This is a genomic window from Bradyrhizobium sp. AUGA SZCCT0283, from assembly GCF_018130385.1.
GTDB lineage: Bacteria > Pseudomonadota > Alphaproteobacteria > Rhizobiales > Xanthobacteraceae > Bradyrhizobium.
The window spans coordinates 99,239-120,732 of sequence record NZ_JAFCLU010000021.1; the positions used below are offsets into that span (position 1 = coordinate 99,239).

A 21,494-nucleotide genomic window follows, 5' to 3' on the forward strand; every position below is an offset into this window, starting at 1 on the left:
GCATAAGGTGGTGCGGCAAATGCGTGCGAACTGCGGAATGGGAGCACCAGACGGTCCGCGCGCTTTCTGCCGGGATTGCCTCGGCGACCTCGATATCAAGGCTAGGCGGTGCGGCGAATGCGGTTCCCCCCGCCTCGTCCGCCACCACGCCCTGCCCTCGCTGACGCTGGCGCATATCGATTGCGACGCGTTTTACGCCACCGTGGAGAAACGCGACAACCCGGAGCTTGCCGACAGGCCCGTGATCATCGGCGGCGGCAAGCGCGGCGTGGTGTCGGCCGCCTGCTACGTCTCGCGCACCTACGGCGTACGCTCGGCGATGCCGATGTTCAAGGCGCTGGCGCTCTGCCCCCAGGCTGCCGTAATCCCGCCCGACATGGCGAAATATGTCCGCGTCGGCCGCGAGGTGCGGCACGCCATGCAGACGCTGACCCCGCTGGTGGAACCGCTATCGATTGACGAAGCGTTCCTGGATCTTGCCGGCACGCAACGCGTTCACGGCATGATCCCGGCAAAAGTGCTGGCGCGCTTTGCCCGTGACGTCGAGCGCGACATCGGAATCACGGTGTCCGTCGGCCTGTCCTGCAACAAGTTCCTGGCCAAGATCGCCTCCGATCTCGACAAGCCGCGCGGCTTTGCCGCCCTCGACCAGAGCGAGGCGCGCGAAATGCTGGCGGACAAGCCGGTCGGCTTCATCTATGGCGTCGGCCCCGCGACCCAGGAAAAGCTGGTGCAGCGGGGTTTTCGCACCATTGCGGACCTGCAGCGCGCCGACGAGGTCGAGCTGATGAAGCAGTTCGGCGGCGAAGGCCGCAGGCTGTGGCGGCTGGCGCGCGGCATCGACGACCGCAGCGTGGTGCCGGACCGCGGCGCCAAGACCATTTCCAATGAGACCACCTTCGAAAACGACATCAAGGATTTTGCAACGCTGGAAAAGGTGCTGTGGCGGCTGTCCGAAAAAGTGTCGTCGCGGCTGAAGAGCGGCGATCTGTCAGGCCTCACCATCACCTTGAAGCTGAAGACCGCGGATTTCAGGCAGCGCACCCGCTCGCAATCAATCCAGGCGCCGACCCAGCTCGCGGCAAAGATTTTTGCAGTGTCGCGCGAAATGCTGGCGAAGGAGATCGACGGCACCGCCTTCCGCCTGATCGGCACCGGCGTCAGCGCGCTGCGCGAGGGATCGCTGGCCGACGACACCGACATGCTCGACCGCCGTTCGGCCCATGCCGAGCGCGCGATGGATGATTTGCGGAAGAAGTTCGGCAATGCGGCTGTCATCAGGGGCATCGCGTACAAGGGGCCGGCGAAGGAAGAGGATGAGGAGGAGTAGACCGCTCCCTCCCCGTCATTGCGAGCGCAGCGAAGCAATCCATTTCTCCGCTTGCGACGCTACGGATTGCTTCGTCGCTTCGCTCCCTTGCGCAAACGCTTCGCGTTTGTCGCAGGCAATGACGGAGTGAGAAGACGCCGCAGAGACGTCAATCGACGACGGCCACGGCCTCAATCTCGATCAGCCATTCAGGGGCCGCCAGCGCCGTTACACCGACGAGCGTGCTCGCCGGCGGCTCCATGCCTTCAAAGAACGCCGAGCGCGCCTTGCCGATGATGGGACGCAGCTCCGGCTTGTAGCCGACGACGAAGGTGGTGATCTTCACGATATCAGCATAACCCGCACCGGCGGATTTCAGCGCCAGGCCAATATTTTGCATCACCTGTGTCGTCTGCGCGGCCAGATCACCCTCGCCGACCACCCGTCCCTCCTCGTCGGTGGACACCTGTCCCGCGATATAGATCGTGCGCGCGCCGGAAGCGACGACGACGTGGGAGTAAGCCGGATTGTGGTGAAGTCCGCTTGGCCGAAGTTGTTCGAGCTTGCTCATGTTTGTGCCTCCCGACACGTTTGATTGAGGCCGAAGCGTATCTGGGTCCGGCGCTCTCGGCCAGACGAGTCCTCGCAGGCTCAGCGCGTCCTACCGCAGCTTGAAGAGATGGTCGAACTGCGGAACTACCGTCAGAGCATCTTGCCGACGACTGACCGATTGTTCGGCTGCATCGATGGATCAGCGCTTGATCCGTCCGACGCCATCACGCGATTGGCTTGTTGCCGGCAATGACCCTCATGTTGCTTCGCTCCGCCGCCCGGTCAGATGGCCGAGCAAATCCATCGGCAGCGGAAAGACCACGGTCGAGGATCGCTCACCGGCAATGTCGTGCAGCGCCGCGAAATAGCGCAGCTGCATCGCCTGCGGCTCCCGCGCGAGCGTTCGGCCGGCCTCGACAAGCTTCTCGGCGGCTTGCTGCTCGCTTGATCACTTTGGCGCGCCGCAACCGCTCCGCCTCGGCCTGCTTGGCAATCGCGCGCACCATGGTCTCATTGAGATCGATATCCTTGATCTCGACGGTGGTGACCTTGATGCCCCAGACGTCGGTCTGCTGATCGAGGATCTCCTGGACATCGGCGTTGAGCCGGTCCCGCTCGGCGAGCATCTCGTCCAGCTCGTGCTTGCCGAGCACCGAGCGCAGCGTGGTTTGCGCCAGTTGGCTGGTCGCAGCCATGTAATCGCTGACCTTGATGATCGCACGCTCGGGATCGATGATGCGGAAGTAAAGAACGGCATTGACCTTGACCGAAACGTTGTCGCGCGAAATTACGTCCTGCGGCGGCACGACCTGTACCATCACCCTGAGATCGACCTTCACCATCTGCTGCACGACCGGGATCAGGATGATGAATCCCGGCCCCTTCACGCCGGTGAAGCGGCCGAGCGTGAACACGACGCCACGCTCGTATTCGCGCAGGATACGAATGGCCGAGGACAGAAACAGGACCACGACGACCGCGAGCGTCCCATAGGTCAAATAATCAAGTATCATGACGTACCTCCTTCGCGGGTGGTGATCGCCGGTCGACGCCGTACCACCAGCGTCAAATCTTTGATATTGGCCACCTCGACCACCTCTCCAGGCTTGAAGGCTTCGGTGCCGCGTGCCTGCCAGCGCTCACCTTGGGTGAAGACGTGGCCTTCGCTCTCGGACCAGTCGAGGATTTCGGCGGTCAGGCCGCGCATAGCTTGCGCGCCGAGCCGTACGGGGCCTTTTTGAGCGCGTCGGAGCGAGCCGAGGACAACCAGGATCAGGCCGATGAAAATCGCCGCCGTGACGCCGATCACCGGCCATGACAGCCGGAATCCTGGCTCTTCGAACTCGAACAGCATCACTGCTCCGAGAACGAATGCGACAATCCCGCCGAGGCCGAGAACCACGGTCGGGTTGAAGACCTCGATGACCAGAAGCGTGGTCCCCAACAGGATCAGGCCGAGTCCCGCATAGTTGACGGGCAGCATGTTGAGCGCATAAAGGCCCAACAGCAGACAGATCGTGCCGATCACCCCCGGTGCGACCGTGCCGGGCGAGGAAAGTTCGAAGATCAGGCCGTAGATGCCGACCAGCATGAGAATGAAGGCGACGTTGGGATCGGTGATCACCCTCAGAAATCGTGAGATCCATCCGGGATCGATCGCTTCACGCCCGGCATCCCTGGTCGTCAGCTGCCGCGTCTCGCCACCCGCAACCTCGACCGTGCGACCGTCGATCTGCCTGAGCAGTTCGGCCGGATCGCGTGCGATGAGGTCGATGACATTCGCCTGCAATGCGCCATTGGCGGACAGGCTGGCCGCGTCCCGCACCGCTTTCTCTGCCCAATCGGCATTGCGGCCGCGCATCTCGGCAAGACTGCGGATCAAGGCGACGGCGTCGTTCGTTGCCTTCGCCGTCATGGCATCCTTTGTCTTCGGCTGCTGATCGCTGCCCTCCTTCTTGTCCTTATCGCCCTTGTCAGGGGTAGCGTCGGGCAGACCCGGCAGCGGGCCACCAATCTGCACCGGCGTCGCTGCTCCGAGATTGGTGCCCGGCGCCATGGCCGCGATATGCGTGGCGTAGAGGATATAGGTTCCGGCGCTGGCCGCGTGGGCTCCGGAAGGCGCAACATAACCGACGACGGGAACGCGCGACGCCAGCACGTCTGCGATAATCTCGCGCATGCTGGTTGAGAGACCGCCCGGCGTATTCAAACGCAGAACGACAACCTCGGCACGTCGTTCGCTTGCCTTGGTCAGCGCGTCTTTCACGTAACGGGCCGTTGCCGGCCCGATCGCTCCTTCGACCGAGACGGTCAGCGCAAGCTTGCTGTTGGCTTCCGCCGCCGAGGCGGCAAGGGAAGAGACAGCCAGAGCCACCGCTGCAGCGGCCGCAACAAGAGTCGCCTGTACGTTCTGCACAGCAAGGACTCCCTTATGGAGATGATATGGGGGTGTCCTGGTCGAATCTCAATATAGCCGGAATTGCAGGTCCGCAGCATTTCCCCAGTCTATCTTACGAAACCTGCTCAAGATCCGATTTGAGCGCCACCAGGAAGCGAGCGGCCTCGCCGCCCGTCACGACGCGATGGTCGAAGGTGAGCGACAACGGCAGCACGCGCCTCACCGCCGGCTGGCCCAAATGCGCGACCACCCGTTGGGCAATTCGGCCGGCGCCGATGATCGCCACTTGCGGCGGCACCACGATCAGGTTGGCGAACCGGCCGCCGATCATGCCGAAATTCGACAGCGTAATGGTCGCGCCGCGTAGCTCGCCCGGAGGTATCGAGCGCGCGACTGCATCAGCCCGCATCCGGTCGAGCCCGGCTCTCAAGTCCGATGCGTCCCTCTCTGCGACGTTGCGCAAGACTGGGACGATCAGCCCACCTCCCGTATCAACCGCGATGCCGAGGTCGACCCGCTCGATCAGACGCCGTTCTGCCGCACTGGCATTGTACCAGGCGTTGAGCGCAGGCTCCGCCTTGCAGGCGGCAGCGATCGCGCGTACCAGGCGGATGGTCGCGTCCTCGCCCTTTCGCCAGTCGTCGATATCGGCGTCGTCGGTGACACTGGCAGGAACGATCTCGGCATGAGCCACCGTCATCCGTTGGGCCATCGCGCGCCGCAAACCGCGCAGAGGTTCGGCGGGCCCGGTCCGGGACAAACTCTTCGCGGCCCGTTCGACGTCCGCACGCGTCATGGTGCCGCCGGGTCCCGTGGCTTCGACAAGCTCGAGATCGACGTCGAGCTTGCGGGCTAGCGCACGCACGGCCGGAAACACCTGGACTTTCTGTCCCGCGGCTGGCCTGGAAGGTGTGGTTGCCGCCGGCGGCTGCTCGCTGGTGCCGAGCTCGCCGACGATTGTGCCGGTGTCTTGCTCGGGGCCTTCGGCAAACTCGACGAGCGGTGCGCCTACCTTCACCACATCTCCCTTGGCGCCAAACAGATGCAGGATGCGTCCGCTCGACGGTGACGGCACCTCGACGACGGCCTTGTCAGTCTCGACGGAAACCAGCGGCTGATCGGTGACGACGTGATCGCCTTCGTTGACGTACCAGTTCACGATCTCCGCCTCTTCGAGGCCCTCTCCCAGATCCGGCAATACGAACTGGCGCATGTGACAAGTCCGCTGAATATCAACTGAACTGGCAGGCTTTGCGCGCGGCCGTGACGATACGACCGACCGATGGCATCATATGCTGCTCGAGCCGCGCCATCGGAATGACCGTGTCGTAACCGGTGACGCGGGCCACAGGTGCGAGCAGAGAGGTCAGGCCGCGTTCGGCGATCAGCGCGGCGATCTCGGCTCCGAATCCGCCGGTGCGCGTCGCCTCGTGCACGATGACGCAGCGCCCGGTCTTTGCGACCGAACCGAGCACCGTGGCTTCATCGTAAGGCTTGAGCGTGGCGAGATCGACGACCTCGGCTGTGATGCCCTCGCTAGCGAGCGCGTCGGCAGCCGCCATGGTTTCCTTTAGCATCGCGCCCCAGCTGATCAGCGTGACGTCGCGGCCTTCCCGCAGGACAAAGGCAACATCCAGCGGCAAAGCCTCACCGTTGTCTTCCACCTCGCCTTTTGCGGCGCGGTAGATCCGGGTCGGCTCCAGAAACACCACCGGATCGGGATCGCGGATCGCGGCGAGGAGCAGTCCGTACGCGCGTTCCGGCGACGACGGAATGACAACGCGCAAGCCGGGGATATGGGCAAGCATCGCCTCGGTGCTTTCGGAATGATGCTCGGGCGCGCGAATGCCGGCGCCGTGCGGCGTGCGCAGAACCATTGGACAGGTGAGCCGTCCCTGGGTGCGGTTGCGGATTCGGGAAGCGTGGTTCACCAGTTGATCGATGCAGGGATACAGAAATCCCATAAACTGGATCTCGCCGACGGGCTTCAGCCCCTGCACCGCCATGCCGACGCAGAGTCCGCTGATCAGAAGTTCGGCAAGCGGCGTATCGAGGACGCGCTCCGGGCCGAAACGCGTTTGCAGCCCGACGGTTGCGCGGAAGACGCCGCCATTGATGCCGACATCCTCGCCAAGCACTACGACATCAGGATCATCCTCCATCGCGCGGGCCAGCGCCAGATTGATGGCTTCGACCAGCGTCATCTCAGACATCGCCCTCTCCCGCGAGTTCGCGGCGCTGCGCGGCATAGACCTCGGGCAGCTCGGCATAGAGATGATCGAACATGGTTTCGGGTCGGCGCGGCTCCGTTGCCAAATAGCGCTCGACCGCCGCCTCGACGCCCTCATGGCACTCCGCGGCAAGCTGTTCCTCCTCCGCCTTGCTCCACATTTTTTGGTCGACAAGATAGTTCCTGAGGCGCGCAATCGGCTCTTCTTTCCAACGGGCCTGGACTTCGTCGGCCGGGCGATAGCGTGATGCGTCATCGGAGGTCGTATGATCGCCGAGCCGGTAGGTGACCGCCTCGATAAAATACGGGGCCTGCCCGTCGCGGGCCGCGGCAATGGCCGCTTCGGCCGCGGCGCGTACCGCTACGACATCGCTGCCGTCCACCTGCTCGCCGATGAAGCCGGCGGCGATAGCCTTCTGCGCCAGTGTTTCGCAACCGGTTTGCAGTCGTAACGGTACCGAAATGGCCCATTGATTGTTGGTGGCGACGAACACGACCGGCAATTTGTGCACGCCGGCAAAATTCATTGCTTCATAGACGTCGCCTTTCGAGGTGGCGCCATCGCCGAACATGCATACGGCGACGCGCGGCTCCTTGCGCAGCTTGAAGGCGTAGGCAACACCGGCGGCATGCGGCGCCTGCGATCCCACGGGAACGCAAAACGGGAAATCCTCGACCGGTCCGGAGAAGTCATTGCCCCGTTCGTCGCCGCCCCAGAACAGAAGAATCTCTTCCAGTTTGACACCGCGCCAGATCAGCGCGCCGTTATCCCGATAGGAGGGCAGCAGCACGTCTTCCCCCCGCATCGCACTGGCGATGCCAACGGACACCGCCTCCTGGCCGAGCGAAACCGCATAGGTCCCAAGCCGGCCGGTGCGCTGCAATGCGACAGCCTTTCGGTCAAAGATGCGCAGCAACACCATCGCTCGATAGAGCGCGGTGAGGAGGTCGGCATCGGAGGCGAATGCAGGGAGCGGCCGGTTGATCGAGCCGTCTGGCGCGAGGTAGTTGCGGTGGCGCACCTCAAAGCGCGCGATCACCGGGAGCCCGCCGTCTGCCATTTTCTTGCTGGCCACGTCCTCGCTCCCTGAGCGATTCTGCATCCCACCGCTCGTAATTGGTGCTGGACCGGAACAATACAAGATGGGTGCGCCCAATCTCGCATCGCCGTTGCTGCACCGCGGGCTCGCGGGGATCAGCCCTCACCATCGTGGAAACGCCACCGCGTCAGTGGTACATTAAAGCCATGGCAAATGGTCAGGTTGTCCTCGTAACAACTGAACCGTTGGGAGGCGGTTCGCCCGTTCGCTCGGTCTACTATGTGGCTGAACAGGACCCGGCAAAGGCCGAGGCAATTATCGCCGCAATGATGGCCCCGAACGAAAGGGTCGAAGCCTGGGGGTCGCTTCCGGAACCAGCCGTCAAGGCGCTCGGATTGAAGCTCGGCGACTTCACGCGCGGATGACCGGCTGCCGGTGCCGTCACTTGCAGGGCTTGGAATCCCTGACGTCAAACCGGCCCATCGCGCCCGCGATCACGAAGTCGTTGTAATCGAGCACCAGCGCGCGGGAGACGCCGTTCTCGAACAACTCGAACGACATCGCGTAAACCGGCGTCTGCTCGCCTTCCTTCGCCTTGGCGTCGCGATCGTAATAGCTGACGGTCACCGGCCAGCGAGTGAGCGCCTTCATCTGGTCGTTGGCGGTCGCGGGATCGGGCGTCGCGATGCTGCGGGTACCCGGGATTGGCTGGCCGATCACCGACAGCGTATTGTAGACCTTCTCGCCATTGTCGGAGCCGTCATAGACCATCAGCTCCAGCACCGACTTGCCCTCGCGGGCGGCGGCGATGATGTGCTGGATCTGCTCGGTCGGAAACACCACTTTGCCGTCGAGCTCGAACGTCTTCGCAACCGGCTGCTTCAGCTTGACCTTGATGCGATCGCCGACCCGCTCCGCCATGCCGTCGATCGGCGCGGAATCGGCGTCGTTCATCCGGGTATCGATCTTGAAGCGATAGCTCTTGCCGCCGGCATCTTCCCAGGAATGCGAGCGCAGATCGCTCAGCGTCAGCTTGCCCTCGCCGCTGTCGAGTTCCGACACCTGACGGAATTCGGACGTGTAGCCCTCGCAGGCGCTGCCCGAGAAATTGTAGAGGATGCGCCCGCGCGCACCCGATATCGCATTGGTCCCGCGCGACTTGACCAGCTTCAGTTCATACAGCGCCTGATGGGCAAGAAACGGCCCGCCGGCTGCAGCCAGTGCCGGTCCGCTTGCGAAGCCGGATATCAGGGCAGCGGCGGCCGAGAACGCCAAAGCACGGACCGGAATCGGGAACGAGCTAGCCATGTCCAGTTTTTTCCTCGAGGGAGATTCGGTTACATTAGTGATGGCTCCATTGCGTCGCAACTAGGGCGGCGTCACGAAAACGCAAGAATTAGATACCGAGGCGCGCTGTTTTCCGGGGTTTTTCGGCAAGATTCGCTCGATCACCACACGGCGACGCGGATACACCGTCCCTTGCAAGTAAAAGCGCGATGCGCGAAACAATGCGCGTCTGATCGATGGTCAGGCGCGGTCACATCAATCGGGGACGAAAAACATGGCGGGTACGGTCGAACAGAAGCTGGCGGCGCAAGGCATCGTCCTGACCGAGCCGCGCACCCCGATGGCGAATTACGTCGGCTTCGTGCGTACCGGCAACCTGCTGTTCGTCTCCGGCCAGGTGTGCGCCAATGCGGAAGGCAAGCTGATCGCCAAGGGCAAGCTCGGGGCCGGCGTCACCATCGAACAGGGCTACGCCGCGGCGCAGGGCTGCGGCGTCAACCTGCTGGCGCAGGTCAAGGCAGCGCTCGGCGATCTCGACAAGGTGGTTCGCGTGGTCAGGCTCGGCGGCTTCATCAATTCCGCGCCCGATTTCCTCGACGGACCCAAGGTGCTCAATGGCGCCTCCGACCTGATGGTCACCGCCTTCGGCGACAAGGGCCGGCACGCCCGCACCACGGTCGGCGTCGCCTCCCTGCCCTCGGACGCCGCCGTCGAGGTGGACGCCATCTTCGAGGTGTCCTGAGCGGAGCGCATCTCATGCGTGCTCCCGATTGGCTGACGGCGCGTCCGGTCGCCCACCGCGGCCTGCACGATATTGCGCGCGGCATCGTCGAGAACATGCCAGCCGCCGCGCAGGCCGCCGTCGACGGCAATTTCGCCATCGAATGCGACATCCAGCTTTCGTCCGACGGTGAGGCGATGGTGCATCATGACAATGCGCTCGGCCGCCTCACCGAGGGTTCCGGCGCGTTGCTCGGCAAGACCGCGGCCGAACTCAAGGCAGTCCAATTCAAGAATACGCCGGAGCGGATGATGACGCTCGGCGATCTCTGTTCGCTCGTTGCCGGCCGCGTGCCGCTGGTGATCGAGGTCAAAAGCCATTTCGATGGCGACCGTCGCCTGGTGAAGCGGATGGCGGAGGTGCTGGCCTCCTATTCCGGCCCTGCCGTCGGCATGTCCTTCGATCCGGACCATGTGGTGGCGCTGCGCGAACTGATCCCCGGCCGCGCCCGCGGCATCGTGGCGGAGCGCGAATATACCGCCGAAGAGTGGCCGGAAGCGTCTGCGGAACAGCGAAGGGGTATGACGCATCTGCGCCACGCCTTCCGCAGCCGGCCCCATTTCGTCGCCTATTGGGTGGACGAACTGCCTGCGGCAGCGCCATGGATCGCCCGTAACATTTTTGGCCTGCCGCTGCTGACCTGGACCGTGCGCACGCCCGAGCAACGCCAACAGGCCGCGCGTTACGCTGATCAGATGATCTTCGAGGGGTTCCTGCCGGGAACCTGATCCGCAGCCGCCCACCTTGAACTCGCGCGCCCGATGCACGATCTTTGAAATGTTGGCCACCCTGCGCGATGGCTGATCGCACGATGGGACCGGTCCGAATTTCTAGATGGCGTCATCCGAAATCACCCTCGAAGCCGTCCCCTCCGTCAGCGACATCCAGGCTGCGGATTGGGACGCCTGCGCCAATCCGAAACCTGGTCCGAGCAGTCTCGAAAATTTCGACACGCTGGCTGTAAGCGGGTCTCAAAGCGATCCCTGCAAGGGAGCCTATAACCCCTTCGTTTCCCATGCATTTTTTGCCGCCGCTGAAGCCTCCGGTTCGGCCTGCGCCCGCACCGGCTGGGGTCCCCGGCATCTCCTGGCAAGGCTCGACGGCGAGATCGCCGGCATCGTGCCCTGCTATCTGAAATCGCATTCGCAAGGCGAATACGTCTTCGACCGCGGCTGGGCCGACGCCTATGAGCGCGCCGGTGGGCACTACTATCCAAAACTGCAGGCCTCGGTGCCCTTCACACCTGCCACCGGCCCGCGGCTCTTGATCCGCGGCGACGTCGATCGCGAGCGGATCGGAACCGCGTTGGCGAGCGGGCTGATGGCGCTGTGCAACGCGACCAACGCCTCCTCCGTGCATGTGACCTTTGCCCCGGAGGCGGAAGCGAAGTTTTTAGGGGCGCACGGCTTCCTGCAGCGCAACGACCAGCAGTTTCACTGGCACAATGAAGGCTACGGGACTTTTGACGATTTCCTGACTTCGCTGAACTCGCGTCACCGCAAGGCGATCAAGCGCGAACGTCGCGAGGCGGTGGCAGCCGGGATCACCATTCACCACCTGACGGGCGCCGATATCACCGAGGATGCGTGGGACGCATTCTTCGCGTTCTACATGGAGACCGGCTCGCGCAAATGGGGCCGGCCCTACCTGACCCGAAAATTCTTCTCGCTGATCGGCGAGAGCATGAGCCGCGACGTGCTCCTGGTGATGGCCAAACGCAACGGCCGCTGGATCGCCGGCGCCATCAATTTCATCGGCTCCGACACGCTGTTCGGCCGCAACTGGGGCGCCGTCGAGCATCACCCCTTCCTGCATTTCGAGGTCTGCTACTATCAGGCGATCGATTTCGCGATCCAGCGCGGCCTGAAAGTGGTGGAGGCCGGCGCGCAGGGCGAGCACAAGCTGGCGCGCGGCTATCTGCCGCAAACCACCTACTCCGCGCACTTCATCGCCGATCCCGACCTGCGCCGCGCGATCGCGGACTATCTGAAGCGCGAGCGCGCCTATGTGGCGGCAGCCGGACGCGAACTGACGGAAGCCGGGCCGTTCCGCAAGGCGGCCGACGAGGCTTGACCTGCTGAATGGACGATATGAAATTGAGATCAAACCTCGAGGGAAAGACCATGCCCGCGTATGACACCAACAACCCCTTCGCAAAAATCCTGCGCGGCGAGTTTCCCTGCCACAAGGTCTATGAGGACGACCATGTGCTGGCGTTCCTCGACATCATGCCGCGCTCGCCGGGCCATACGCTTGTCATCCCGAAGGCCCCTGCCCGTAATATCCTTGACATCAACCCCGACGATTACGCCCACGTCGCACGCGCCGCCCACAAGATCGCCGCCGCCGCCATGAAGGCCTTCAAGGCCGACGGCATCACCGTGCAGCAGTTCAACGAGTCCGCCGGTGGCCAAGTCGTGTTCCACCTGCACATGCACGTCATGCCGCGCCACGACGGCGTCGCGCTCCTGCCGCCTGCGAGCCGCAAGGAAGACGTCAAGGTGCTGGAGGACAACGCGACCAAGCTGGCCGCGGCGCTGGGGTAGCGACAGGCACTTTCGTAGCCCGGATGAGCACAGCGACATCCGGGAATCTCTGCGGGACCGGCCCCGGATTTCGCTGCGCTCATCCGGGCTACAGACCTCCGTCATTGCGAGCGGAGCGAAGCAATCCACCTCTCCACACGGGGATAGATGGATTGCTTCGTCGCTGCGCTTCTCGCAATGACGCGGAGAAAATCACTCCGTCTCGAAATCGCCTGCCTGCGCCTGCGCCAGCGGCGTGAACTCGCAGCGGTCGGGCTTGACGTCGAGCAGCGGCGTTTCGTCGAGGCAATCGAGCCCGCGCACCAGGATGACGTTGCCCTCGATCTTGACGAACTTCACAATCGAGGTGCCGATTGGATTGGGCCGCACCGGGGAGCGCAATGAGAACGTGCCGCGGGTTTTCTGGTTGTTCTTCGGGCTCTGCAGCACCAGATCGCGGCGCGACTGGTGCAGCCAGTAGATCACTTCGAGATTCTCATAAAAATCCACGCCTTTGATCGCGGGCACCCAGGGTTCGAAAATCTCGAGCCGGCAGACCGGACCGTCGTGACGGCCCTGCCGCGGCGTCTCCAGCCGTGATTTCCAGGGCGTGCGGATGCGTCCGATAAACACCAGCCAGGCGTCGCGGGCTGGCGGCATGTCGACGGCGAGTTCGCCGTCGCGGATTTCAGTCTTCTGAACCATCGCCTAATCCAGTGAAGCTAGTAGCAGCCAATTCATGCCATTTTCGTGCGTGCCGAACAGTACCGCATTATCCGCTAGCTGCAATCAGCCAAGCCACCATTTCCCGGCCAGCAGGACGATCTCGCCGCAGACCACGCCGGCAAAGATCGAGCGTCGCGTCAGCATGAACGCCACAAAGCCCGCCGCAACCGCGCCGTAGCGCAGCCAGTCCGGCACGCCAGCCAGCGCGCCCGGCGGCTGCACCAGGATCTGCGCGATGACGCCAGCGAGGATCGCGGTCGCCACCGCCCTCACCCACACCAGAACTTCGGAGCCCTCGTCGACACCGGCGCCGAACCACAGCCCGGCCATGCGCCAGACTTCGTTGGGCAGGAAGCCTGCAAGCACCAGGACCAGCAGCGCGTGGGGGCTACCGAAAAACTCGCTCATGCGCGCGCCCTCTCCCGCCACCAGTGCACGCCATAGGCGATGGTGCCGGCGGTGACGCCGCTGATCAAAATATCGACGCCGGTATGCAGCATCGACACCAGCGGAAACAGCGCGATCCCCAGCACCAGCGCCAGCACGTCCGATATCTGCCGGCAGTTGCGCGCCGTCGAAAGCAGGAACGCCAGCGGCGTCAGCAGCAGGATCGCCGCTGCAAACAGCGGCGGCAGATTGGCGGCAAGGCCATAGCCGAGCGTGGTGGCGACCATGCAAACGGTGAGAAGCCCGCAGCCGAGCCCGTGCGTGAACGCAATCCGCCGCTGGCGCGGTACTTTTGGCAGCAGCCGGTAGCATTCGACCCACAGGGTGACGGCGATGAAATGCGTCGCCAACAGCAGATGACGGCGTTTTGTCTGCGGCGTCTTCATCAGCGGCAGCACCGACACCACCATTGGAAACAGCCGGATCGCACTCACCGTCACCGCAATCGCCGCCTGCACCGCGGTCGCGCCGGAGCCGAGCGTCGAAATCAGGATGATCTGCGCCGGCCCCGCCCAGACCAGAAGCGTGCTGCCGAGCACCCAGCCCAGACTGAAATGGCTGTCATGCGCCAGCGCACCGATGCCGAGATAGGTCGCAAACAGCACCAGCGTCAGCACCGTGGATGCGACCGAGCTCATGCCCCATGCGAAGGCGCGGATGGGGCTTTTCCATTGGGGAGAGTCGAGTGGAGGTAGCGACAATTGTGACCAGGATCGTAATGAGGTCCGGGCGGATAAGGCTGACGAAAAGGAGCGGCGTCAAGCAACGCAGGCTTCAGGGCAGTTATGCAGGGTAGCTACCCACCGTCATTGCGAGCGAAGCGAAGCAATCCATAGCTCCGCAAGCCGAAGAATGGATTGCTTCGTCGCTAGCGCTCCTCGCAATGACGAGATCGAGTCCGTAGCCTGGATGAGCGCAGCGACATCCGGGACCACTCTAACACCAACCCGGATATCGCTTCGCTCATTCGGGCTGCGATATTCATCTCACCCCGGCACGCCCCTGTTTTTCAGAACAAAACACGCCCCGCCCGCCTTGCGGATGCGGTTGCAGAGGTCGTCGGCGGCGGGCCGCGTGTCGGCGCCGATCCGCACCTGGTAGAAGGCGCGCGTGCCGCGGCTGCGCATGACCGAAGACAGCAGGCTCGGATCCTGGTCGCCGATCACGGCGCTGAGCCGCTTGATGGCGCGGGCGTACATCGCCAGCGCCTTGTCACGGCTGAAGCCGGCCGCGAGTTGCACGCCCCACAGTTTGGCGGCGCTGAGCGTGATGCGCTGTTCGAGGCCGGCCACGAACGGATTGGGCGCGCGTTTCAGCAAGGCCATCAGTTCGCGGCAGTTCGACGTCGATGCAGGCTCCGGCATCTTGCCGCCTCGCCCCGCCGCGGCCCACTCCTCGACCGTGGAGCCGGTGATGGCGATCACGTAGTTGCGGGTTTCCTGCGGCATCCCGCCGGTCCCGGCCAGCCATTCCTGCACCCGCCGCGGGCCGGCATTATAGGCCGCCGCCGCGAGCCCGAGATTGCCGAATTGCTGGCGCAACTCGTCGAGAAACTCGGCTGACTTCGGCAGCGCCTGCACGGGATCGAAGGGATCGAGCAGGCGCCGCTCATTGGCCGTTCCTGGCATGAACTGGGCGATGCCGCGCGCCCGCTCGCCGCTCCTCGTCACCGGCCCCACCGCATCGGGCTGAAAGCGGCTCTCCTGCCAGATCACGCGCGCGAAAAACTCCAGCGGCAGGTTCGAGGCCCGGGCCGCTGACTCGATCATCAGGCACATCGCCTCGCGGGCGTCACTCTCGCGCGCTTGACCGTCCGTCTTTTGGATCTCCGTCGCGCCCAACCGGGTGGCCGCACCCGCGTCCTCGGCGAGGGCGTGCGCACATGAGAACAAGAGCGACGCCGTACACCATAGGACGTGAAGGAACCGGCCTCTTTGCATGGCAGCTTGCAATCCGGGAGCGCACATCAAGGTGGAACGTCAGTCAAACGATCGTGGCTTGCCGGTGGATCCGCCATTCCGCCGCCGTACGCCGGCCTTTTGTGCCTTAATTGTTCCGAAATCCGCGCCATCGGAACCGCCGTTAATTTACGTTAATGCCGCATTTTGCGGCGACCGGTCTTTTACGGGGAACAAAGCGGGGTAAAAGTCTCCATCTTTCTTGGGAGACATTCAATGCGGGACCGACGCGAGAGCGCGCGCGATAAGGTAATGTATGGCGGCGTCGCCGAGATCGGTGATCGCGGCGCGACGCGCGAATGCATCGTCCGCAATATTTCCGACCGCGGCGCGACCATCGAATTCAGCGATAACCTCCAGTTGCCGAATGAGCAGCTCTCGCTGCGCATCGCGCGCAAGGGCCGCTCCTTCCTTGCCAAGGTTGTCTGGTGGCGCGACAATTTCGTCGGCGTCGCCTTCAGGGCGGAAAGCCCTGCCGAGCCGGTTTCCGATCTGGAGGAGCGGTTGCGCAGAAGCGAGATCAAGAAGCGGCAGCTGCAGCGACAGATCGACGAACTGCTCGGCGAGCGCTGAGCGCTCGCGGGGCCCTACCGAAAGTAGTCCAACAGACGTCCCACAGTGCCGCAGGCGGTATCAACCACCGTATCGTTGAGGCTAGCATGTCTTCAAAACCGCCAGATGGCCTGCCCGTCTATCGCCTCCTGACCGGCAAGGACGATGCTGCGTTCTGCCGACGTGTTTCGGAGGCCATTGAGCTCGGCTACGTGCTGTATGGCTCGCCTGCCCTGACATTCAACGGTGAATACGTCGTGGCCGCCCAAGCGCTGATTTGGCCGGACAGTTAGACATCCAGCAGTTTAGGTATCAAAAAGCCGGCGGTCTTGCGACACGCCGGCTCTTCGTTTTGGATTGAGGCCGCTTACGCCTTGACCAGCGGCCCCCGCGAGGCCGGCCCCTTCGAGCCGCCGCCCCCGTTGGGGCCGCCCGGTTTCGGCTTGCGCTTGCGGGCACCGGGCAGCTTTTCCGGCTTCGGCGTGACCGGTCCTTCGACGAACTCGAAGCCGATCTTGTCCTTGCCGTCGGCGCCTGCCTCGTCCTTGACCAGCACGACGCGGACATGGCCGCCGCCCTTCAGGTGACCGAATAGCACCTCGTCCGCCAAAGGCTTCTTGATGTGCTCCTGGATCACGCGCGCCATTGGACGCGCGCCCATCTGCTCGTCGTAACCATGTTCGATCAGCCAGGCCTTGGCGGGCTCCGACAGTTCGATGGTGACGTCGCGGTCGGCGAGCTGCGCCTCGAGCTGGAGGACGAACTTCTCCACCACCATTCCGATGACGTCGGCATTGAGATGGGCGAACGAGACGATCGCATCCAGCCGGTTGCGGAATTCCGGCGCGAACTGGCGGTTGATCGCTTCGTGGTCGTCGCCTTCCCGCTTGTTGCGCGTGAAGCCGAAGGCCTGGCGCGCTAAGTCGGCCGCGCCCGCATTCGTGGTCATGATCAGGATCACGTTGCGGAAATTAACCTGCTTGCCGTTGTGGTCGGTCAGCCGGCCGTGATCCATGATCTGCAGCAGCACGTTGTAGAGATCCGGATGCGCCTTCTCGATTTCGTCGAGCAACACCACGCAGTGCGGATGCTGGTCCACGCCATCGGTCAACAGGCCGCCCTGGTCGAAGCCGACATAGCCGGGAGGCGCGCCGATCAGGCGCGACACCGTATGCCGCTCCATATATTCGGACATGTCGAAGCGAAGCAGCTCAACGCCGAGCGAGGCGGCAAGCTGTTTGGCGACCTCGGTCTTGCCGACACCGGTCGGACCCGAGAATAAATAGGAGCCGATCGGCTTCTCCGGCTCGCGCAGGCCGGCACGCGCCAGCTTGATCGACGCCGACAGCGATTCGATCGCCTTGTCCTGGCCGAACACCACGCGCTTCAGGGTCTGCTCGAGGTGCTTCAGCACCTCGGCATCGTCCTTCGATACGCTCTTGGGCGGAATCCGCGCCATGGTCGCGATCGTGGTCTCGATTTCCTTGATGCCGATGGTCTTCTTGCGCCGGTTCTCGGCGACCAGCATCTGCGCCGCGCCCGACTCGTCGATCACGTCGATCGCCTTGTCCGGCAGCTTGCGATCGTGGATGTAGCGCGACGATAATTGCACCGCCGCCTCGATCGCCTCGTTGGTGTATTTCAGCCGATGGTAATCCTCGAAATAGGGTTTGAGGCCCTTCAGGATCGCGATCGCATCTTCCACCGTCGGTTCGTTGACGTCGATCTTCTGGAACCGGCGCACCAGCGCGCGGTCCTTTTCGAAGTGCTGGCGGTATTCCTTGTACGTCGTCGACCCCATGCAGCGGATCGTGCCGGACGCCAGCGCCGGCTTGAGCAGGTTGGACGCGTCCATCGCGCCGCCGGAGGTGGCCCCTGCCCCGATCACGGTGTGGATTTCATCGATGAACAGGATGGCGTTCGGATGCGCCTCCAGTTCCTTCAGCACCTGCTTCAAGCGCTCCTCGAAGTCGCCGCGATAGCGTGTGCCCGCGAGCAGCGTGCCCATGTCGAGCGAGAACACGGTGGCGGCCGCCAGCACTTCCGGCACTTCGGAATCGACGATGCGCTTGGCGAGCCCTTCCGCGATCGCGGTCTTGCCGACGCCGGCCTCGCCCACGAACAGCGGATTGTTCTTCTGGCGGCGGCACAGCACCTGGATCGCGCGGTTGATCTCGGAATTGCGTCCGATCACCGGATCGATCTTGCCGTCACGCGCCTTCTTGTTGAGGTTGACGCAATAGGTCTCGAGCGCCTCGCCCTTCTTCTTGGCGTCCTCGTTGCCCTTGGTCTCGGTCTCCTCGTCGACGCCGCGCACGGGGCGCGCTTCGGAGACACCCGGCCGCTTGGCGATGCCGTGGCTGATATAATTGACCGCGTCGTACCGCGTCATGTCCTGCTCCTGCAGGAAATAGGCGGCATGGCTTTCGCGCTCCGCGAAGATCGCGATCAGCACGTTGGCGCCGGTAACTTCTTCGCGACCGGAGGACTGGACGTGAATCACCGCGCGCTGGATCACGCGCTGGAATCCGGCGGTCGGCTTGGCGTCGTCGGCGCCGTCAGTCACCAGATTTTCGAATTCGGTCTCGAGATAATTGACGAGGCTCGTGCGCAGCTTGTCGAGATCGACGCTGCAGGCGCGCATCACCGCCGCCGCATCCGAGTCATCGATCAGCGAAAGCAGAAGATGTTCGAGCGTCGCATATTGATGATGCCTCTCGTTTGCAATCGCCAGCGCACGATGCAGGGATTGTTCAAGGCTTTGGGAAAAAGTTGGCATTCGCGTCCTCTATGGCCCCCGGTCATCATGATCGCCATTACCCGGTCAGGCAACAACAACCTTCGTCATCCCCTGTCATATAGTTACCTACGATCGTGGCGAAAGACCGGTTCCGCAAGCGTGGTTTTTCTCCAAATTCACGCGCCCTCCCCCCGAAAAACTGCCGGGAATACGATCGGCTTCCGTCAACACCAAGCGATGCAAGACCCGTTCCGTCTCTCCGGCCGGGTCGCGGGCCGTGCGCGGCTATTTCTTTTCCATCACGCATTGCAGGGGATGCTGGTGCTTGCGCGCAAAATCCATCACCTGCGTGACCTTGGTCTCGGCAATCTCGTAGGTAAACACGCCGCACTCGCCGATCCCGTGATGATGCACATGGAGCATGATCTTGGTGGCCGCTTCGGCGTCCTTCTGGAAGAATTTCTCCAGCACATGAACGACGAACTCCATCGGCGTGTAGTCGTCGTTCAGAATCAGGACGCGATACAGGTTCGGACGCTTGGTCTTCGGCTTGACCTTGGTGATGACCGACGTCGACGGCCCACCGGTTCCGGTATTGCGGTTCTCGTCATTGCTCATTCGGGGAGCAGAAGCAGATGACTTTGCCGGCACGGACGAACAAGCTTTGAAGGTTGGCTGCAACATGGCTCAGGCGTTCGAATTCCAAAAGGGGTGACCGGAGAGCGCATCCTGGTCCACTCGCGATCGGCTCTGGCGTGAGCCACCGCGAAGCACCCAGCAACGCATTTTTCCAGATCGCCGCTCCCGGTCCGACCCGTTGGCCGGATCGGCACCTGGAATATGGGTCTGCCGCCGGACCGCCGCAAGCGCGTTAACGCTGGCTGACACGATCCCAGACCGGCCCGATTCCCGGCTCGGCTATCCGGACCAAGGTTAATCGTTTCTACCGGATTTGACAAAGGACAGCGACCGCCCGTTTAGCCGCCGTTGACGATAGCAGGCGCTTTTGGCTGCCGGTTCGGCGATGCGCAGGCTTTGACCCGTTTTTGGCGGAACCGGTTTACCGCCTGTTTAGCGGCCAGGGCGGAAATGCCCGTAGAAATCACATTTGCGGTGAGAGCCATGCTCGATACAGTCGTTTTCCGTCGCCTTCGCGCGGCCGCCCGCCGGTTCGCCGGCGCAAACGACGGCAATATCGCGATCCTTTTTGGGATCGCGGTCATCCCGATCATCAGTTTCGTCGGGGCGGCGGTCGATTACACCCGCGCCGTCAGCGCCCGATCCTCGATGCAGGCCGCCCTCGACTCCACCGCCCTGATGCTGGCGAAGGACCTGACCGAGGGCACCATCACAACCTCGCAAATCTCCGCGAAGGCAGACGCCTATTTCAGGGCCCTCTTCACCAACACGGAAACCAAGTCGATCGCGATTACGGCGACCTATACCCAGAATTCCGGCAACGGCTCGACGATCCTGGTCAACGGCTCCGGCAACATCGAAACCGGTTTCATGCGGGTCGTCGGCTTCCCGACCATGGATTTCAACACCAGTTCCACCTCGGCCTGGGGTAACGTGCGCATGCGCGTCGCGATGGTGCTCGACGTAACGGGATCGATGTCCTCGAGCGGCAAGATGGGCGCGATGCAGACGGCCGCCAAGAGCTTGGTCGATCAACTCGGCGCGCTCGCCAAGAATCCCGGCGACATCTACATTTCGATGGTTCCATTCGCCAAGGACGTCAATCTCGGCAGCAGCTATTACAACTCGACCTGGATCGACTGGTCGCGGTGGGATTCTCAGTCCTACACCAACACCTGGGGCACCTGCAGCAAGTCGAGCTACACGGACAGGGATACCTGCAAGTACTACGGAAAGACCTGGACGCCGGATCGGACCAAATGGACCGGCTGCGTCACCGACCGTACCCAAGACTACGACACCAAGAACACGACACCGACATCGGCCAACGCGCCGACGATGGTCGTGGCCGAAGAATATGTCTCCGGAAGCACGTATTATTGCAAAACCGGCAGCAGCACCCGCGTGGGGCAGATCGTGCCGCTGAGCTACGACTGGTCCTCGATCAAGACGGCGATCGACGCCTTGCAGCCCACCGGCAATACCAACCAGGGCATCGGGCTGGCCTGGGGCTGGCTGACGCTTGGCATGAGCGATCCCTTCAACGCGCCGGCCAAGGATACCGCCAACTATACCTACAAGGAGGCCATCGTTCTGCTGTCAGACGGTCTCAACACGCAAAACCGCTGGTACTCGAACGCGTCGCAGATCGACGCCCGCCAGAAGATCCTGTGCGACAACGCCAAGGCGGCCAACATCGTGATCTATACCGTGCAGGTCAACACCGGCGGGGACCCGACCTCGGCGGTCCTGCAATACTGCGCCAGCGGCACGGACAAGTTCTTCCTGGTCACCGATCCGAACCAGACCTTGTCGGTGTTCAATTCGATCGGCCAGTCGCTGGCCAAGCTGCGCGTCTACAAGTAAGCCTCCATCGAGGCGCCAAGAAAAAATCGAGGCGCCAAGAACAAGAAAAAGCCCGGCCGCAACGGCCGGGCTTTTTTAATTGCCGAATATGAAATCGCGAACGAATTAGCGCGCGGCCGGGGTGAACTTCGAGACCAGGCCTTCGTAGGGCTTGAAGGTCTGCTTGGCGAGATCGGTGTAGAGCCCCGCGATCTTCTGCGTTTCGGCGACGAAGGTCTCGTAGGAAGAGCGCGCGAATTCGGTCTGCGCTTCGATCGCCTTGTCCAGCGACTTCACGCCGGAGAGCTTTTCAACGAACGATTTGGTGTCTTCGAACGACTTCTTGGCATAATCGCCATAGGCGGTGGCGATCGCCTGAACGCCGCTCTGCAGGTTGCTCGCGGAAGCGGCAACCGATTCGAGATGCTCTTTGCCGTAGTTCTGAATGTCTTCAACCTTGACCAT

The 21,494-nt window shown here is 63.1% G+C and carries 22 protein-coding genes and 1 pseudogene; 9 read left to right on the forward strand and 14 right to left on the reverse strand.

Features of this window, described 5'->3' with window-relative positions; all coding sequences use genetic code 11:
* Window positions 1-37: 37 nt before the first annotated feature.
* On the forward strand, window positions 38-1,330 hold the full coding sequence (locus tag JQ624_RS25990) for a DNA polymerase IV (RefSeq protein ID WP_212421755.1): 1,293 nt from the start codon (window positions 38-40) through the stop codon (window positions 1,328-1,330).
* A 148-nt stretch (window positions 1,331-1,478) separates the two neighbouring features.
* On the opposite strand, the gene JQ624_RS25995 is transcribed toward JQ624_RS25990, so the two are convergent.
* The 6 genes and pseudogenes from JQ624_RS25995 to pdhA form a co-directional block, all read right to left on the reverse strand.
* The gene (locus tag JQ624_RS25995; protein WP_212421756.1) at window positions 1,479-1,880 is read right to left on the reverse strand and encodes a RidA family protein; all 402 of its coding nucleotides are present in this window, start codon (window positions 1,878-1,880) and stop codon (window positions 1,479-1,481) included.
* A gap of 237 nt (window positions 1,881-2,117) precedes the next feature.
* Window positions 2,118-2,874: pseudogene (locus JQ624_RS26000) on the reverse strand (slipin family protein).
* A complete protein-coding gene (locus tag JQ624_RS26005; RefSeq protein WP_212421757.1) occupies window positions 2,871-4,277 on the reverse strand; it encodes a nodulation protein NfeD in 1,407 nt (468 codons plus the stop codon). Before JQ624_RS26005 ends, JQ624_RS26000 begins: the two are co-directional and overlap by 4 nt.
* A gap of 94 nt (window positions 4,278-4,371) precedes the next feature.
* The gene (locus JQ624_RS26010; RefSeq protein ID WP_212421758.1) at window positions 4,372-5,472 is read right to left on the reverse strand and encodes a dihydrolipoamide acetyltransferase family protein; all 1,101 of its coding nucleotides are present in this window, start codon (window positions 5,470-5,472) and stop codon (window positions 4,372-4,374) included.
* A 19-nt stretch (window positions 5,473-5,491) separates the two neighbouring features.
* Window positions 5,492-6,472, reverse strand: coding sequence for an alpha-ketoacid dehydrogenase subunit beta (locus tag JQ624_RS26015; RefSeq protein WP_212421759.1), 981 nt, complete (start codon window positions 6,470-6,472; stop codon window positions 5,492-5,494).
* Window positions 6,465-7,550 carry a pyruvate dehydrogenase (acetyl-transferring) E1 component subunit alpha gene (gene pdhA / locus JQ624_RS26020; protein ID WP_212421792.1) on the reverse strand — a complete coding sequence of 362 codons (1,086 nt, stop codon included), beginning with the start codon at window positions 7,548-7,550 and terminating at the stop codon, window positions 6,465-6,467. The genes JQ624_RS26015 and pdhA overlap by 8 nt, the downstream gene beginning before the upstream one ends.
* 149 nt (window positions 7,551-7,699) lie before the next feature.
* On the opposite strand from pdhA, the gene JQ624_RS26025 reads away from it, so the two are divergent.
* Complete coding sequence (locus tag JQ624_RS26025; RefSeq protein ID WP_312014494.1) at window positions 7,700-7,954, forward strand: hypothetical protein; 255 nt, start codon at window positions 7,700-7,702, stop codon at window positions 7,952-7,954.
* A 16-nt stretch (window positions 7,955-7,970) separates the two neighbouring features.
* Here JQ624_RS26025 and JQ624_RS26030 read toward each other — a convergent pair whose 3' ends face one another.
* Window positions 7,971-8,837 (reverse strand): cell envelope integrity EipB family protein, encoded by an 867-nt coding sequence (locus tag JQ624_RS26030; RefSeq protein WP_212421760.1) that lies wholly within the window; start codon window positions 8,835-8,837, stop codon window positions 7,971-7,973.
* A 253-nt stretch (window positions 8,838-9,090) separates the two neighbouring features.
* On the opposite strand from JQ624_RS26030, the gene JQ624_RS26035 reads away from it, so the two are divergent.
* The 4 genes from JQ624_RS26035 (at window position 9,091) to JQ624_RS26050 (ending at window position 12,143) form a co-directional block, all read left to right on the forward strand.
* The gene (locus JQ624_RS26035) at window positions 9,091-9,558 is read left to right on the forward strand and encodes a RidA family protein (protein WP_212421761.1); all 468 of its coding nucleotides are present in this window, start codon (window positions 9,091-9,093) and stop codon (window positions 9,556-9,558) included.
* Window positions 9,559-9,572: 14 nt separating this feature from the next.
* Window positions 9,573-10,325, forward strand: a complete 753-nt coding sequence (locus JQ624_RS26040) for a glycerophosphodiester phosphodiesterase family protein (protein WP_212421762.1) — start codon at window positions 9,573-9,575, stop codon at window positions 10,323-10,325.
* 106 nt (window positions 10,326-10,431) lie between these two features.
* Window positions 10,432-11,670 (forward strand): GNAT family N-acetyltransferase, encoded by a 1,239-nt coding sequence (locus JQ624_RS26045; RefSeq protein ID WP_212421763.1) that lies wholly within the window; start codon window positions 10,432-10,434, stop codon window positions 11,668-11,670.
* 50 nt (window positions 11,671-11,720) lie between these two features.
* Complete coding sequence (locus JQ624_RS26050) at window positions 11,721-12,143, forward strand: HIT domain-containing protein (protein WP_212421764.1); 423 nt, start codon at window positions 11,721-11,723, stop codon at window positions 12,141-12,143.
* Window positions 12,144-12,335: 192 nt separating this feature from the next.
* On the opposite strand, the gene tsaA is transcribed toward JQ624_RS26050, so the two are convergent.
* From tsaA to JQ624_RS26070, 4 genes are all read right to left on the reverse strand, one after another.
* Entirely contained in the window at window positions 12,336-12,827 is a 492-nt protein-coding gene (tsaA, locus tag JQ624_RS26055; protein WP_212421765.1) for a tRNA (N6-threonylcarbamoyladenosine(37)-N6)-methyltransferase TrmO, read from the reverse strand.
* A gap of 84 nt (window positions 12,828-12,911) precedes the next feature.
* Window positions 12,912-13,256 carry an AzlD domain-containing protein gene (locus JQ624_RS26060; RefSeq protein WP_212421766.1) on the reverse strand — a complete coding sequence of 115 codons (345 nt, stop codon included), beginning with the start codon at window positions 13,254-13,256 and terminating at the stop codon, window positions 12,912-12,914.
* Entirely contained in the window at window positions 13,253-13,996 is a 744-nt protein-coding gene (locus JQ624_RS26065; protein ID WP_212421767.1) for an AzlC family ABC transporter permease, read from the reverse strand. The genes JQ624_RS26060 and JQ624_RS26065 overlap by 4 nt, the downstream gene beginning before the upstream one ends.
* Window positions 13,997-14,281: 285 nt before the next feature.
* Window positions 14,282-15,235 carry a transglycosylase SLT domain-containing protein gene (locus JQ624_RS26070; RefSeq protein ID WP_212421768.1) on the reverse strand — a complete coding sequence of 318 codons (954 nt, stop codon included), beginning with the start codon at window positions 15,233-15,235 and terminating at the stop codon, window positions 14,282-14,284.
* A 234-nt stretch (window positions 15,236-15,469) separates the two neighbouring features.
* Between JQ624_RS26070 and JQ624_RS26075 the strand changes: the two genes are divergently transcribed.
* Both JQ624_RS26075 and JQ624_RS26080 read left to right on the forward strand, forming a co-directional pair.
* Window positions 15,470-15,826, forward strand: a complete 357-nt coding sequence (locus JQ624_RS26075; RefSeq protein WP_212421769.1) for a PilZ domain-containing protein — start codon at window positions 15,470-15,472, stop codon at window positions 15,824-15,826.
* A gap of 86 nt (window positions 15,827-15,912) precedes the next feature.
* Window positions 15,913-16,098, forward strand: coding sequence for a DUF1737 domain-containing protein (locus JQ624_RS26080; protein WP_409334374.1), 186 nt, complete (start codon window positions 15,913-15,915; stop codon window positions 16,096-16,098).
* Window positions 16,099-16,172: 74 nt separating this feature from the next.
* Here JQ624_RS26080 and clpA read toward each other — a convergent pair whose 3' ends face one another.
* Both clpA and clpS read right to left on the reverse strand, forming a co-directional pair.
* Complete coding sequence (gene clpA / locus JQ624_RS26085; RefSeq protein WP_212421770.1) at window positions 16,173-18,584, reverse strand: ATP-dependent Clp protease ATP-binding subunit ClpA; 2,412 nt, start codon at window positions 18,582-18,584, stop codon at window positions 16,173-16,175.
* 246 nt (window positions 18,585-18,830) lie between these two features.
* Window positions 18,831-19,163 carry an ATP-dependent Clp protease adapter ClpS gene (gene clpS / locus JQ624_RS26090; protein ID WP_212421771.1) on the reverse strand — a complete coding sequence of 111 codons (333 nt, stop codon included), beginning with the start codon at window positions 19,161-19,163 and terminating at the stop codon, window positions 18,831-18,833.
* A 504-nt stretch (window positions 19,164-19,667) separates the two neighbouring features.
* Here clpS and JQ624_RS26095 point away from each other — a divergent pair.
* Window positions 19,668-21,050 (forward strand): pilus assembly protein, encoded by a 1,383-nt coding sequence (locus tag JQ624_RS26095; protein ID WP_212421772.1) that lies wholly within the window; start codon window positions 19,668-19,670, stop codon window positions 21,048-21,050.
* Between the two features lie 105 nt (window positions 21,051-21,155).
* Here the strand turns inward: JQ624_RS26095 and JQ624_RS26100 are convergent, their stop codons facing one another.
* A complete protein-coding gene (locus tag JQ624_RS26100; RefSeq protein WP_212421773.1) occupies window positions 21,156-21,494 on the reverse strand; it encodes a phasin family protein in 339 nt (112 codons plus the stop codon).